This window comes from Dactylosporangium sp. McL0621 (assembly GCF_049995355.1).
In the GTDB taxonomy this organism is placed as follows: domain Bacteria; phylum Actinomycetota; class Actinomycetes; order Mycobacteriales; family Micromonosporaceae; genus Dactylosporangium.
The window spans coordinates 6,876,372-6,890,693 of record NZ_CP188259.1; the positions used below are offsets into that span (position 1 = coordinate 6,876,372).

Consider the following 14,322-nt stretch of genomic DNA (forward strand, 5'->3'; position numbering starts at 1 on the left):
GGTCAAACGTTCGAGCAGGGAACGCCGTTGAGGTAGAACACCGTCGGGGCCGGGTTCTGCGCGGTGTATCCGCCCTGGAAGCCGAGGCTCGCGGTGCCGCCGCCCCCGGCGATGGTGCCCGCCGCGGTCACCGTGACCTGGCGGCCCGACTGGGTCCAGGTGGCGCCCCAGCCGTTCGTCACGCTCTGCCCGTCGGCCGGCCAGCTGAACGTGACCCGCCCGTCGCTGACCGGTGTCGCGGCGCGGTTGGTCAGCGTGATGGCGGCGATGAAGCCGCCCTGCCAGCTGTTGCTGATCTCGTGGTGCGCGGCGCAGGAGGCGTCGGCCGGGGGCGGGACCGTCACCGTGGCCGGCGAGGTCGGCAGCGACTCGTAGCCGTGGCTGTCGACGGCGACCGCCTGGTAGCGGTACGTGGCCCCGATCGTCAGGCCGCCGAGGTCGAGCGTGGTCGCGGCCGGGCTCGCGACAAGCGTCCGGCCGGCCGGGGTGAGCTGGTAGACCTTGTAGCTCGCGACCGGGTGGTTCTCGAACCACGTCAGGTAGCTGTCGGCCGCGAAGAGGGCGCTGGGCTGCACGTCCACGGCGACGTTCGAGTTCGTCTCGGTGACCATGATCTGGACACTGGCCTGGTTCAGTCCGATGTACTGCTTCACCTGCGCCTTCGCCGCGGAGACCATGCCGGCGATCTGGCCCGGGTACTCCAGCGCCGCCGCCACGTCCGTGCTGGGCGGGAAGCCGGCCGGGTACCAGTGGATGATGACGCAGTCCGTCTTCGCGCCGATCGCGCTCAGCACGGTCTCGTTCCACGACTTGGGGTTCGCGGCGTTGGTGACCCCGTCCGGCCAGGCCCCGGGGGTGGTCAGCTGGATGCACACGCGGATGTTCGGGTCGACGGCCTTCATCGCGGCGATGAACTTCAGGGAGTTGGCGGCGTACACGGAGACCACGCTCAGCACCAGCACCGTGCGGCGTGCCTGTCTGTTCATCGGCTTCTCCGATCTCAGCAAGATCTGGAAACTTTCCGGACAAGCGGTGTTTATGTTTCGCGGGCGCTAGCCACGCGAGTGAGGCCCGTCAATGCCCTCGGGGCGCGCACCGGCGGCGGCCGGTACCGAAAACTGAAAGTTCCACCCTGGCGCCAACCTCACGCTCCACGTGCCGCGTCTACGACAAACGAGGACGCCGCATGACACAGGGGGACGACGCGTGGCCCGGGTACGGATTCGCAAGCATGGCCTGCTGCCCAATGCGGCGTCGCTGCTGTTGTGTGGGCTCCTGGCGGGGCTGGTGGTGGCCGCCGCCGCGTTCCCGGCGATCGCGATGTCGGGGCTGGCCGCGAAGACCGGGTCCGACACGTTCGAGAACCTGCCGACCGACATCGACGTGCTGCCCTCGCCGCAGATCACGTACGTCAAAGCCTCCGACGGCAAGACGCTGCTGGCGATGATGTACGACGAGAACCGCCGGGACGTGAAGATCGACGACGTCGCCCCGGTGATGTGGCAGGCGATGGTCGCGGCCGAGGACAACCGGTTCTTCGAGCACCGGGGCGTGGACGTGAAGGGCGTCGCGCGGGCGTTCGTGGCCAACCAGAACGCGGGCGGGACCGAGCAGGGCGCCTCGACGCTGACCATGCAGTACGTCCGGCAGGCGATCGCCTACTCCGCGCGCACGCCGCAGGAGGTGGTCAACGCGACCGACAAGACCTCCACGCGCAAGCTGCGGGAGATGCGGTACGCGATCGCCATGGAGAAGAAGTTCTCCAAGAAGGAGATCCTGGAGCGGTACCTCAACATCGCGCCCTTCGGCCACGGCGCCTACGGCGTCTTCGCGGCCGCGCACGTCTACTTCGAGAAGGACCCCAAGGACCTCACGCTGCCCGAGGCCGCGCTCATCGCCGGTCTGGTGAAGGCGCCGGGCACGATGGACCCGGCCACCGAGAAGGGCTACCCGGAGGCGGTCAAGCGGCAGAAGTACGTGCTGAACCAGATGGCCGCGATGGGCTACATCGACCAGGCCGCCGCCGACGCCGCGAGCGGCACGAAGCTCACCGTCACCGGCAAGCGCACTCCTGAGGGCTGCGAGTCGATCCAGCGCCCGGGGCTCGATGCGGGCTTCTTCTGCGACTACCTGCGCCGCTGGTGGAGCGACCAGAAGGTGTTCGGGGAGGACGAGTACCAGCGCGCCAACCGGCTGCGGTCCGGCGGCTACACGGTCGTCTCCTCGCTCGACCTGCAGACCCAGACCGCGGCGGCGAAGTACGCGCAGGAGCAGCCCAGCGAGGTCGCCAAGAACCAGCAGGTCCACCTCGGCTCGCCCAACGCGCTGATGCTGGCCGCCATCCAGCCCGGCACGGGCCGGGTGACCGCCCTCGCGACCAACCGGACCTTCAGCAACGACCAGACCGGCAACCGCGAGAACACCAACCCCGGCAAGCGCGGGCAGAAGGGCAACTACCCGAACACCACGGTGCCGATCATCACCGGTGACGCGGACATCCCCGGCTACCAGGCCGGCTCCGCGTTCAAGATCTTCACCGCGGTCGCGGCCCTCGAGGCCGGGCTGCCGCTGGCCACGACGATCCAGACGGAGAAGCAGTTCGTCTCCGACTTCCCGATCAGCGCCGGCAGCTCCGCCGCGTGCAACGGGGCGCACTACTGCCCGAAGAACTCCAACGGGCAGTCCGGCCCGTACAACATGTGGACCGCGTTCGGCAGCTCCATCAACACGTTCTTCGTGCCGCTGGAGCAGCAGGTCGGCGTCGAGCACGTGGTCGACGTGGCCAAGCGCCTCGGCATCCAGTTCAACGCCCCCGACGACGCCAAGCTCGCCGGGGACCCGAAGCAGTGGGGCGCCTTCACGCTCGGCGTCTCCGCGACGACCCCGCTGCAGCTGGCCAACGCCTACGGCACCCTCGCCGCGGACGGCCTGTACTGCGAGCCGACCCCGATCCTCGAGGTCAGGGACAACAGCGGCAAGAAGGTCGAGGGCCTCGATCCCAAGTGCAAGCAGGCCGTCGACCCCGAGGTCGCGCGCGCCGCCGTGGACATGGCCCGCTGCCCGGTCGGCGACCAGTCCGCGAACGGCAAGTGCAACGGCGCCACGGCGCAGTACGCGCGGGGCTTCGTGAAGCGCCAGATCGCCGGCAAGTCGGGTACCACGGACTCGGAGAAGAGCGCCACGTTCACCGTCATGACCAAGCAGCTCGCGGTGTCGGGCTTCCTGACCGACCCGGACTGGCCCGAGACCGACAAGAACATGCTGCACGCGCCCGTGAACTACGCGGCGCTCGGCGTGCTGCGCGACGGCCTGGCCGGCCAGCCGGAGGTCAAGTTCACGCCGCCGAACAAGGACCGGTCCCAGGGCAAGCTCGTGGACATCCCGTCGGTCAGGTGCCTCGCGGTCGACCAGGCCCGGGACAAGGTCGCGAAGGCGGGCTTCGCGGTCACGGTCGCGGCCGGCCAGGTCGCCTCGAAGTGCCCGGCCGGCACCGTCGACCGCACCAACCCGGCCGGCGCCACGACCAAGGGCGGCCCGGTCCAGCTCGTCGTCAGCAACGGCCAGCCCGCGTGACCGCGCCGGGCCCGTCGGCTATCGTGATCTCATGGGTTGCTCCGCCGCCATGAACATCCGCGCCGCCGCTTAGCGGCGGTATCGCGGTTCAGGTAACCGCGGCCTCAGGGCGTACCGCCGGATCAGTGTCCTCCGGCAGCCGAATCGCGTGTCTCGCTGTGCTGCCGGGTCCTGCCGTGATCCGGGGAGCAGAGCTGTGCCGGCACTTCCACCAGTCACCGTGTCCGAGCGCGTCGGGCTGTCGCTGCGCGCGCGGGGGCCCATCGGGGAGGCCTGGCGGGCCGGGCTGCCCGGCCTGCTCGCCGGCCTCGCCGCCGAGTGGTCGATCACCCTCGGCGCCCGGCTCGACGGCGGCCGGACCGCCTACGTCGCCGAGGCGACGACGATCGACGGGACGCCGGCCGTCCTCAAGGTGTCGATCCCGGCGGCCGACTTCGAGCGGCAGCTGGCCGCCCTGCGCCTCGCCGGCGGCGACCCGTACGCCCGGCTGATCCGGCACGACGGGCCACGCCGGGCCCTGCTGCTGGAGCGCCTCGGCCCGCCGCTGGCCGCCCTGGGCTGGCCGGCCCCGCGTCAGCTGGCGGCGCTCGCGCGCACCGCGGCCCGGGGATGGCGCCCGGTCCCCGCCGGCGGCCGGCTGCCCACCGGCGGCCGGCTGCCCACCGCGGCGGAGGCGGCCCGCTGGCACGCGGACTTCATCCCGAAGACGTGGGAGGCCCTCGGACGGCCGTGCTCGGCGGCGGCCGTGCGCCTGGCCGTCCGCTGTGCCGCCGCGCGGGAAGCGGCCTTCGATCCCGGCCGGGCTGTGCTGGTACACGGGGATGTCCATGCCTTCAATGCTCTGCAGAGGCCGGGGTCGGAGGACTTCGCGCTCATCGACCCGGGCGGGCTGCACTCCGAGCCCGCGCACGACCTCGGCGTGATCCTGGCCCGCGGTGTGCCGGGCCTTCTCGACCGGCGCGCCTGCCGGCGGCTCGGCCGGCTCACCGGGGTCGGCCCGGAGGCCATCTGGGAGTGGGCGTACGCCGAGCTCGTCTCCACCGGCCTGCATGTCCTGCGCCTCGGCGACCGTGCGGAGGCGGCGAGGTTCCTCGCCGTGGCGGACCGGCTGGCCGCGGGCACCTTCGTCAGGCGTTTCGCACCCCGGGGACGCGGCCGCCACCCCTTCGTCAGGCGTCTCGCGCCCCAGGGACGCCGCCGCCACCCCTTCGTCAGGCGTCTCGCGCCCCAGGGACGCCGCCGCCACCTCTCCGTCAGGCGTCTCGCGCTCCGGGGACGCCGCCGCCCCGCGCGCGCCGAGCTGCTCCTGATGGTCGGGCTGCCGGGCGCCGGCAAGTCCACCCGGGCCCGGGAGCTGGCCGTGGCGCACCGCGCGCTGCGGCTGACCCCGGACGAGTGGATGATCCCGCTGTTCGGCGACCCCGAGGCCGGCGGCAAACGTGACGTACTGGAGGGGCGGCTCATCACGGTGGCCCTGCAGGCGCTGCGGCTCGGGACCAGCGTGGTGCTCGACTTCGGGCTCTGGAGCCGCGACGAACGGTCGGCGCTGCGCCGGCTGGCGGCCGCGGCCGGGGCGTCCAGCCGCGTGATCTACCTGCCGGTCGACCGGGACGTCCAGCGTGCCCGGATCGCCCACCGCCAGGCGACCGCGCCGCACACGACGTTCCCCATGACCGAGGCCGACGTCGACGAGTGGCGGACCCTGTTCCAGGCGCCCGACGCCGCCGAGATGCGTTACGGCGCACCGGTTCCGCCGCCGCCGCCGGGCTGGCCCGGCTGGCCCGAGTGGGCCGCGCACCGCTGGCCGTCCCTCGACACCGCGGCTCATCGGCGATGATGAACATATGCGGACACGGGGGCCGGGACAGTACCTGGGATGGTTGGTGTGGCGGCAGAAGCGACGGGTCGCGCTGGGCGCGCTGTGGAGCTCGCTCTGGATGATCAGCCTGGCGATCACGCCGTACCTGATCTCCCAGGCGATCGACCGCGGCCTGCGCCCGCGGCAGACCGGCCCGCTGGTCGCCTGGGCCGGCGCCATCTTCGTGGTGGGGGTGGCGAACGCGGTGCTCGGCATCCTCCGGCACCGGACCATGACCAAGATCCGGCTGGACGGCGCGCTGCGCACGGCCGACGCGGTCATGGCCCACGGGGTGGCGCTCGGGGCCGCGCTCCCCCGCCGGATCACCGCCGGCGAGGTGGTGACCATCGGCATCGGCGACGTGTGGCTGGTCGCGCGGGCGCTGACCGTGACCGGGCCGGGCGTGGGCGCGATCGTCGCCTACGTTGTCGTGATGACGCTGCTCATCCGGGTGTCCGGGATGATCGCCCTGGTCGTGGCGGCCGGGGTCGTCGTGCTCGCGACGGTGCTCGGGCCGCTGCTGCGCCGGCTCAACACCTCCGGCGGCGAGTACCGCGAGCGGCAGGGCCGGCTGGCCGCGCGGCTGGTCGACGTGCTCGGCGGCCTGCGCATCCTCAACGGCCTCGGCGGCAAGGACGCGCACCGGCAGCGCTACGCCGCCCAGTCGGAGGCCGTCCGGGCCGAGGGGTACCGGATGGGCGCCCCCCTGAGCTGGATCACCGCGCTGGGCGACGGCCTGCCGACGATCTTCCTGGCCTCGGTGACCTGGCTGGCGGCGCGGCTGACGGTCCGCGGCGAGCTCACCGTCGGCGAACTGGTCGCGGTCTACGGGTATGTGGCGATCCTCGTGGTACCCACCTGGATGCTGATCTTCAGCGCGGGCGACGTCAGCCGCGGGGTGATCGCGGCCCGGCGGATCATCGGGTTCCTCCGGCTGCCCGTCGAGGAGCCGGGCCACGGCGCCGCCCCGCCAGGCCCGGCGGTCCTGCGCGACCCGGAGTCCGGCGTGGTCGCCGAGCCGGGCCGGCTGACCATGCTGGCCTCGGCCCGCCCCCACGACGGGGCCGTGATCATCGACCGGCTCGGCCGGTTCGCCGACACCGCCGCCACCTGGGGCCCGTACCGGATCGCCGACGTCGCCAAGCCGGCGGTACGCGAGCGGATCCTGGTCGCCGACCACGACGCGCACCTGTTCGCCGGGGCGCTGCGGGACGTGGTCGCGGGCGGCACCGGGGCCGGCGACGACGCGATCCGCCGGGCGATCGGCGCCGCCGTCGCCACCGACATCGCCGGGCTCGACCACGTCGTCGAACGCGACGGCCGGAACCTCTCCGGCGGCCAGCGGCAGCGGGTCCGGCTGGCCCGGGCCCTGGCCGCCGACCCCGAGATGCTGCTCGCGACCGACCCCACCTCGGCCGTGGACGCGCACACCGAGGCGGCCATCGCCGAGCGCCTGGCCGCGGCCCGCACCGGCCGGGGCACCCTGGTGTCCACCACGTCGCCGGTGCTGCTGGACCGGGCCGACGTCGTGCACTACCTCGTCGACGGCCGCGTCGCCGCCTCGGGAACGCACCGCGAGCTGCTGGAGCGCGAGCCCGGGTACCGCGACCTCGTGAGCCGGACGTTCGCCGCGGCCGAGGAGGCGTCGTGAGCGCCCCGACGCTGCCGATCGCGGACGCCCGCCAGGTCGCCCGGGCCGCCGGCCGGCTGATCGCCGCCGACAAGCGGGCCGCGGCGGCCGTGCTCCTGCTCAACGTGCTGGCGGCGGTGGCCGCCCTGGGCCCGCCCTACCTGCTGGGCCGGATGATCGACGCGGTCACCGGACCGCGCGCCGCGGCCCGGATCGACCTGCTGGCCGGCGCCGTCCTGCTGTGCGCGCTGGCCCAGACGGTCCTCGCGCGGACGGCCCTGCTGCTCGGGTACCGGTTCGGCGAGCGCACCGCGGCCCGCATCCGGACGGGCTTCCTGGGCCGCGCGCTGAGCCTGCCCGCCTCGGTGATCGAGCGGGTCCCGCCCGGCGACCTGGCCGCCCGCGGCACGAGCGACGTGGACGCGGTCGCCGGCACGCTCCGCGACGTGCTGCCCGGCGTGTTCGTGGCCGGCATGCAGGCGCTGCTGCTGGTCGCGGCGGTGCTCCTGCTCGACCCGCTGCTCGGGCTGGCCGGCCTCCTCGGGCTGTCGGGGATCGTGGTCACCGGCCGCTGGTACCTGCGCCGGGCCCGCACCGCGTACCTGGAGGAGGGGGCCGCGAACTCGGAGCTGGCGGAGGAGCTGGCCGCGACCACCGCCGGCGCGCGCACCATCGAGGCCTTCCGCCTGCACCGCTCCCGGCTGGCGGTGGGCCGGGCCGCGATCGCCCGGACCAGACGCAGCCGGCTGGCCACCCTGCGGCTGCGGTCGGTGTACTTCCCGGCCGCCGAGGGCTCCTACAACGTCCCGGTCGTCCTGGTCCTCCTGATCGGCGGCCTGCTGTACCGCGACGACCGGGTGACGCTCGGCACGGTCGTCGCCGCCACCCTGTACCTGCGCCAGCTGATCGGCCCGATGGACACCATCCTCATCTGGCTGGAGCAGCTGCAGAGCAGCAGCGCCTCGTTCGCCCGGGTCGAGGGCCTGGCCGTCGTGCCGGCCGACCCGGTGACGGCCACCGCGGTCCCGGACGGCGACCGCATCGAGGTGCGGGGCGTCCGCTACGCGTACCCGGGCGGCCCGGACGTGCTGCACGACGTGAACCTCACGGTCCAGCCCGGCGAACGGCTGGCGATCGTCGGCCTCTCCGGCGCCGGCAAGTCCACCCTGGGCCGGCTCCTGGCCGGCGTGGACCGTCCGCACACCGGCACGGTCACCGTCGGCGGCGTCGCCGTGGCCGAGCTCCCGCCGGATGTGCTGCGCCGGCAGGTGGTCCTGGTGACCCAGGAGCACCACGTCTTCCGCGAGACGGTCCGGGACAACCTGATCGTGCCGGCGCCGGACGACCGCCTGGCCGCGGCGCTGCGCACGGTCGGCGCGGACTGGGCGGGCGACCTGGACACCGACCTCGGCGAGCACCCGCCGACCGGGGCCCAGGCCCAGCAGCTGGCGCTCGCCCGCGTCCTGCTCGCCGACCCGCACACGGTGATCCTGGACGAGGCGACGGCCCTGCTGGACCCGCGCGCGGCGCGCGCGGCGGAGCGGGCCCTGGCCGCGGTACTGCACAACCGCACGGTGATCGCCATCGCGCACCGCCTGCAGACGGCCCACGACGCGGACCGCATCGCGGTGATGGACGGCGGCCGGATCATCGAGCTGGGCACCCACGACGACCTGATCACCCGCGACGGCCCGTACGCCCGCCTCTGGCGCCAGTGGCACGGCTGAGCCGCTACCGTCCGCCGGTACCGCGCGCCATCCCGGTCTCGAGCTCGGCGCGGACGGCGGCCGGATCGGCGCCGATCGTCGCGAGCAGCGCGGCGGCGGCCTCGTGCTCGAGTGCGGCGATCGTCAGGTGCGACGACCCGACCTCCGGGTCGCCGGCCGCGGCGGCCAGGGCGACCGATCGCTCGACGGCCGCCTCGGCCTCGCCCGTCCACTCCGGACGGATCGGTTGCTGCGGGTCCGGCGCCAGCGCGGCCGCACCCCGCTCGAGCGTCACGCCGTGCCGGCCGAGCGTTTCCACGGCGGCGTTCCACGGCGCGACCGCCGCGCGCAGCGAGCGGCCGGAGGCGTCGAGCTGGGCCCGCAGCGACGCGACCGCGAGCACCAGATGCGCCGGCGTGACCGTGCCGTTGCCGGCGCGGACCGCCTGCCGTGCCGCCTCGTCGAGCAGGTTCGGGGCCAGCGTGCCGCCGAACCTGGTGCGCCGGGCCCGGCCGCGGCGAAGTCGCCGGCCGAGCCAGGCCAGGAGCCGGCCGTTGCGTTCGTCCAGTTCCTCGGTGATGTCGAGCCGGTTGACCAGCGGGACGTGGGGCTCCCCGGGCTGCCGCCACGACGGGTCGGCACGCAGGGACGCCGCGAACGGGGCCTGCTCGTCGCCGGTGCCGAGCAGGCCGACCATGAAGTGGTTCGGACCGGCGCGGTCGACGCCCGCGCTCCGCGCCTCGGCGATGGTGGCCGTGAGCGCCGCGGCGACCGAGGGGTGCCAGCCGACGACCGGCCGATCCACGGGCTGCCGTTCGGCCAGCCGCCATCGGGCCTCCCGCAGCACCGCGGAGACCCGGTCCGCCCCGACGTGGTCGGACGTGCCGGCCGGCTCCGGCGCGGGCGGCCATCCACCGTCGGTTCGCAGTGCGAGCCCCACCTGACTGACCACGGGCGCCTCGTCGGGCGCCGGCCAGCGGGCCAGGTGCGCCAGGACGGCCGTGGAGGTCACCGGACCCGTCCCCTTTTCGGCCGGCCGGCCCCGAGCAGGGCCTGGAACACGGAGCCACCGAGCCCGCTCATGCGTCAATCATCGCGCCGGGGCCCGTCGAGGTCACGTGCCGGGCCTGCGTTCACCCGCGGTCACGGCCGCCTCGTCCCGGGATGCCGGGAAAGCCCGTGGCCGTGCGGTCTGCCAACCGCACGGCCACGGGGATCGGGCCTCCGCCGCCGCCCGCCATCAGCCGGCGCGGAACCCCGTCTTGCGTAAAGTCAGCCGGCCGAGCAGCCCGGGGTGATGCCCGAACCCGTGCCGGTGGCCTGGAAGCCGAACTCGGTGTACTGCCCCGCGCCGACCTGGCCGTTGTAGGCCACGTTGGTGAACCGGACCGCGCCGGTGTCGCCGCTGCGGTTGGCGTTCCAGATGCCGGTGATCGCGGCGCCCGAGGGCAGGGTCAGGTTCACGGTCCAGCCGTTGATCGCGCCGGTACCCGCGGTGACGCGCACGGTCGCCACGAAGCCGCCCTGCCACTGGTTGAGCGACACGGTCGCCGTGCAGCCGTTGCCGCCCGGCGAGGACGGCGACGTGGACACGGGCGGCGACGAAACCGGTGGCGACGAAACCGGTGGCGTCGACACGGTGCTGCCCGGGCCGTTGAGGGCGTTGAGGGCGGAGGTGTACGCCGCCTTCTTGTTGCCGTTGCCGTCGAACAGCAGCGGGTTCTCGCCCGTGCGCCACGAGTCGCTGTCGCGGATGCCCCACACGGTGATGCCGGCGCAGCGCGACACGGCCAGGCAGGCCTTCACCACGTTGGCGTAGGCGGTGGCCTGGTTGGAGCCGGAGATGTCCAGCTCGGTGATCTGCACCTCGACGCCGAGGTCGGCGAAGCGCTGCAGGTTCGCCTGGTAGTCCGACGGCGGCAGGCCGCCCAGGTGCGACTGGAAGCCGACGCAGTCGATCGGCACGCCGCGCGCCTTGAAGTCCTTCACCATGTTGTACACGCCGGTGCTCTTGGCGTTGACGCCGTCGGTGTTGTAGTCGTTGTAGCAGAGCTTCGCGCCCGGGTCGGCGGCCCGGGCGGTGCGGAACGCGACCTCGATCCAGTCGTTGCCGGTCCGCTGCAGGTTCGAGTCCCGGCGCCCGCCGCCCCCGCCGTCGGCGAAGGCCTCGTTCACCACGTCCCAGGCGTAGATCTTGCCCTTGTAGTGTCCGGCCACGGTCGAGACGTGGTTCATCATCGCGTTGCGCAGCGCCGTGCCCGACATGTTCTGGGCCCAGCCGGGCTCCTGCTGGTACCAGAGCAGGGCGTGCCCGCGCATCCGCTGCCCGTGGGACTGGGCGTGGGAGACGATCTGGTCGGCGGAGGTGTAGCGGAACTGGCCCTGGGACGGTTCGGTCGCGTCCCACTTCATCTCGTTCTCGGGCGTGATCATGTTGAACTCGCGGTCGAGGATGCCGGTGTACTGGCTGTTGCTGAGCTTGCCCGCGGCGACCGCGGTACCGAAGTACCGGCCCTTCTCCGCGGCCGAGGCGCCCAGCGTGGTACCGGCGTCGGCCCCGGAGGCGAGGGCGATCGCCGCGCCGGCGGCGACCGCGCTCACCGCGGCGAGCGTGACGGCGAGGCGCACACGGCTGTGTCGGCCTCGGGGGATTCGCGACATGCGGAAGGGTTCCCTTCTCGGATCTGCGGTCTGAGCAGCGGTACGGGCGTTCTGGCGAATGAGATTCGCGAATGTTATCGCTCACACGACAGGCGTCAATGCGCTCGATACCGAGCCGGAGATCCGGTTGCTGGTGACCCGTGGTCCGGGCGGTCGGGGCGACCTGAAAGTTTCAGCTGGTCGGCGGGGGCGCGGTGCTGCCGCGCACCACGAGCGCGGTGCTGAGCTCGATCCGGGACTGGCCCGGGCGCTCCCCCGCGGCGAGGTCGAGCACGAGCCGCGCGGCGGCCGCGCCCATCTCGGCGAACGGCTGGTGCACGGTGGTCAGGGGCGGCCCGGCCCAGTTGCAGTGCTCGATGTCGTCGAAGCCGACCACGCTGAGGTCGCCGGGGATGCGCAGGCCGGCGATCCGGGCCGCCTCGTACACGCCGAGGGCCTGCAGGTCGTTGCCGCACACCACCGCGGTCGGCGGGTCGGCCCGCCGCAGCAGCTCGAGCCCGAGGTCGCGGCCGTCCTCGAAGGTGAGCACGCCGCTGCGCCGCAGCTGCTCGTCGAACGGCACGTCGGCGGCGTCGAGGCCGGCCCGGAAGCCGTCGAGGCGGGCCCGGGCGGCGAGGTCCTTGACCGGCCCGGTGATCACGCCGATGCGCTGGTGGCCCAGGCCCAGCAGGTGCCGGGTGGCGGCCAGCGCGCCGCTCCAGTTGTTCGAGCCGACGGATGGGGTCGGGTACAGGTCGCCGATCGGGTCGAGGGTCACGACCGGGATGCCGTTGCCGTCGAGCAGTTCGAGATGCTCGGCGGTGAAGCCGGCGAAGGCGGCGACGACCCCGACGGGGCGGCGCAGCAGCAGCGGCTCGATCCACGACTGCCCGGCCGCCGCCCGCCGCTTGATGTCGGTGAAGCCGACGGTCAGGTCCCGGGCCGCGGCCACGTCCTCGATGCCGCCCATGACCGCGACCGCGATGTAGCTGAGCATCCCGGAGAAGAGCACCTCGAGGCCGGCGGTCGCGGGCATACCGGCCGGTCGGCGGTACCCGTGCTCGCGCAGCAGATCCTCCACGCGCCGGCGGGTGGACTCGCCGACCCCGGCCCGGCCGTTGAGCACCTTGGAGACGGTGGGCTGGGAGACCCCGGCGAGCTGCGCGATCTTCGCCACGGACAGGTCGCCGCGCCAGCGCACGCGCGGAGCGGGCAGATGCCTGTCGATCACACCGGCGAGTGTACGGGAGCCGCCGAAAAACGTTATGCGCACGCCTCCCTGGTGGTCGCGCCGCGGCGTCGGTTGACACCGCAAAAGTGAGCGCTAACACTCCCGCATACACGTTCGCGAATATCCCGAGGGGTGTGCTCATGCCACGATCCAGACGGTGGGCGCTGATCCCGGCCACCGCCCTCCTGCTCACCGGCGCCGCCGTCGCCGGCGCGCAGCTCGCCTCCGCGGCCACGACCGGCTGCCGCGTCACGTACACCGTCACCAACTCCTGGCCGGGCGGCTTCGGCGCCGCCGTCGACGTCACAAACCTCGGCGACCCGGTCAACGGCTGGCACCTGACCTGGACCTTCGCCGCCGGGCAGAGCATCACCCAGCTGTGGAACGGTACCGCCGCGCAGTCCGGCACCGCGGTCACCGTCACCAACGTCTCGTACAACGCCGCCATCGCCACCGGCGCCACCGTCTCGTTCGGCTTCAACGGCAGCTACACCGCCACCAACCCCGCACCGGCGAGCTTCGCGCTCAACGGCGTCACGTGCACCGGCGGCACCACCCCCACATCCGGCGGCCGTCGCCGACGGGCAGCACGACCCCGCCGCCGCCGGGGTCGAGCGGGCCGTGCGACCTCTACGCCGCCGGCGGTACCCCCTGCATCGCCGCGCACAGCACGGTCCGGGCGCTCTACGGCTCGTACGGCGGCAACCTGTACCAGGTGCGGCGCTCCTCCGACAACGCCACGCGCAACATCGCCGCGCTCGCGCCGGGCGGGGTGGCCAACGCCGCGACGCAGGACGCCTTCTGCGCGGGCACGTCGTGCGTCGTGACGATCCTGTTCGACCAGTCCGGCCACGGCAACGACCTGGCCTACCAGGGGCCCGGCGGGGCCGGCGGGGCCGACACCCCGGCGAGCGCGACCCGCGAGTCGCTGACGGTGGGCAGCGCCAAGGCGTACTCGCTGTACATCAACGCCGGCAACAGCTACTGGCGCAACGGCGCCGCCACCGGCGTGCCGACCGGCAGCGCCCCGGAGGGCATGTACATGGTCGCCAGCGGCACGCACGTCAACAGCGGCTGCTGCTTCGACTACGGCAACAGCGAGACCACCCGCCGCGCCGACGGGGCCGGGGCCATGGACGCCATCTACTTCGGCACGAGCTGCTGGTTCGGCGGCTGCTCCGGCAGCGGCCCGTGGGTCCAGGCCGACCTCGAGTACGGCCTCTACCCGGGCGGCAGCTCGTCGTGGAACCCGAACCAGCGGGCGTTCGCGAACAAGTACGTGACCGCGATGCTGAAGAACAACGGCACCTCGCGCTTCGCCATCAAGGGCAGCAACGCCCAGGCCGGCAGCCTGACGACGCTGTGGGACGGCGCGCTGCCCCGCGGGTACAGCCCGATGCGCAAACAGGGCGCGATCGTCCTGGGCAGCGGCGGCGACTGCTGCGCGACGAACACGAACCAGAGCGCGGGCACGTTCTACGAGGGCGCGATGGTTTCGGGGTACCCGTCCGACGCGACCGACAACGCGGTGCAGGCGAACATCGTGGCCGCCGGCTACCGCTGACGCCGATCCGTTCGAAGAAATGGGTTACGCCGCGCGCATCGAAAAAGTCGGCGCCCTTTTTCGAATGGAAACTTTCACGCTGGAGCAATCCATTCATGCGCCCCTGTGCGCCTTTCCTTG

At 73.3% G+C, this 14,322-nt stretch carries 9 protein-coding genes and 1 pseudogene; 6 read left to right on the plus strand and 4 right to left on the minus strand.

Annotated features, from left to right (window positions below; all coding sequences use genetic code 11):
* Positions 1 to 2: 2 nt before the first annotated feature.
* Entirely contained in the window at positions 3 to 986 is a 984-nt protein-coding gene (locus ACPPVO_RS32450; RefSeq protein WP_426502351.1) for a cellulose binding domain-containing protein, read from the minus strand.
* A gap of 220 nt (positions 987 to 1,206) precedes the next feature.
* Between ACPPVO_RS32450 and ACPPVO_RS32455 the strand changes: the two genes are divergently transcribed.
* The 4 genes from ACPPVO_RS32455 (at position 1,207) to ACPPVO_RS32470 (ending at position 8,788) form a co-directional block, all read left to right on the plus strand.
* A complete protein-coding gene (locus ACPPVO_RS32455) occupies positions 1,207 to 3,573 on the plus strand; it encodes a penicillin-binding protein (RefSeq protein WP_426502352.1) in 2,367 nt (788 codons plus the stop codon).
* Positions 3,574 to 3,793: 220 nt separating this feature from the next.
* On the plus strand, positions 3,794 to 5,410 hold the full coding sequence (locus ACPPVO_RS32460; RefSeq protein WP_426502353.1) for an AAA family ATPase: 1,617 nt from the start codon (positions 3,794 to 3,796) through the stop codon (positions 5,408 to 5,410).
* Between the two features lie 7 nt (positions 5,411 to 5,417).
* Positions 5,418 to 7,082 (plus strand): ABC transporter transmembrane domain-containing protein, encoded by a 1,665-nt coding sequence (locus tag ACPPVO_RS32465; RefSeq protein WP_426502354.1) that lies wholly within the window; start codon positions 5,418 to 5,420, stop codon positions 7,080 to 7,082.
* Complete coding sequence (locus ACPPVO_RS32470) at positions 7,079 to 8,788, plus strand: ABC transporter ATP-binding protein (RefSeq protein WP_426502355.1); 1,710 nt, start codon at positions 7,079 to 7,081, stop codon at positions 8,786 to 8,788. Before ACPPVO_RS32465 ends, ACPPVO_RS32470 begins: the two co-directional genes overlap by 4 nt.
* Positions 8,789 to 8,792: 4 nt before the next feature.
* Here the strand turns inward: ACPPVO_RS32470 and ACPPVO_RS32475 are convergent, their stop codons facing one another.
* The 3 genes from ACPPVO_RS32475 to ACPPVO_RS32485 form a co-directional block, all read right to left on the minus strand.
* Positions 8,793 to 9,779 (minus strand): Clp protease N-terminal domain-containing protein, encoded by a 987-nt coding sequence (locus tag ACPPVO_RS32475; protein ID WP_426502356.1) that lies wholly within the window; start codon positions 9,777 to 9,779, stop codon positions 8,793 to 8,795.
* A gap of 260 nt (positions 9,780 to 10,039) precedes the next feature.
* On the minus strand, positions 10,040 to 11,428 hold the full coding sequence (locus ACPPVO_RS32480) for an endo-1,4-beta-xylanase (protein ID WP_426502357.1): 1,389 nt from the start codon (positions 11,426 to 11,428) through the stop codon (positions 10,040 to 10,042).
* Positions 11,429 to 11,600: 172 nt separating this feature from the next.
* Positions 11,601 to 12,638, minus strand: coding sequence for a LacI family DNA-binding transcriptional regulator (locus ACPPVO_RS32485; RefSeq protein ID WP_426502358.1), 1,038 nt, complete (start codon positions 12,636 to 12,638; stop codon positions 11,601 to 11,603).
* A gap of 140 nt (positions 12,639 to 12,778) precedes the next feature.
* On the opposite strand from ACPPVO_RS32485, the pseudogene ACPPVO_RS32490 reads away from it, so the two are divergent.
* Together ACPPVO_RS32490 and ACPPVO_RS32495 are read left to right on the plus strand one after the other, a co-directional pair.
* Positions 12,779 to 13,120: pseudogene (locus ACPPVO_RS32490) on the plus strand (cellulose binding domain-containing protein); the annotation flags it as partial.
* 56 nt (positions 13,121 to 13,176) lie between these two features.
* Positions 13,177 to 14,202 carry an arabinofuranosidase catalytic domain-containing protein gene (locus ACPPVO_RS32495; protein ID WP_426502359.1) on the plus strand — a complete coding sequence of 342 codons (1,026 nt, stop codon included), beginning with the start codon at positions 13,177 to 13,179 and terminating at the stop codon, positions 14,200 to 14,202.
* Positions 14,203 to 14,322: the final 120 nt, after the last annotated feature.

Bases quoted from the DNA above. Each gene is read 5' to 3' on its own strand.
- ACPPVO_RS32450 (WP_426502351.1), bottom strand. From the start codon at position 986: ATGAACAGACAGGCACGCCGCACGGTGCTGGTGCTGAGCGTGGTCTCC.
- ACPPVO_RS32465 (WP_426502354.1), top strand. From the start codon at position 5,418: ATGCGGACACGGGGGCCGGGACAGTACCTGGGATGGTTGGTGTGGCGG.
- ACPPVO_RS32480 (WP_426502357.1), bottom strand. From the start codon at position 11,428: ATGTCGCGAATCCCCCGAGGCCGACACAGCCGTGTGCGCCTCGCCGTC.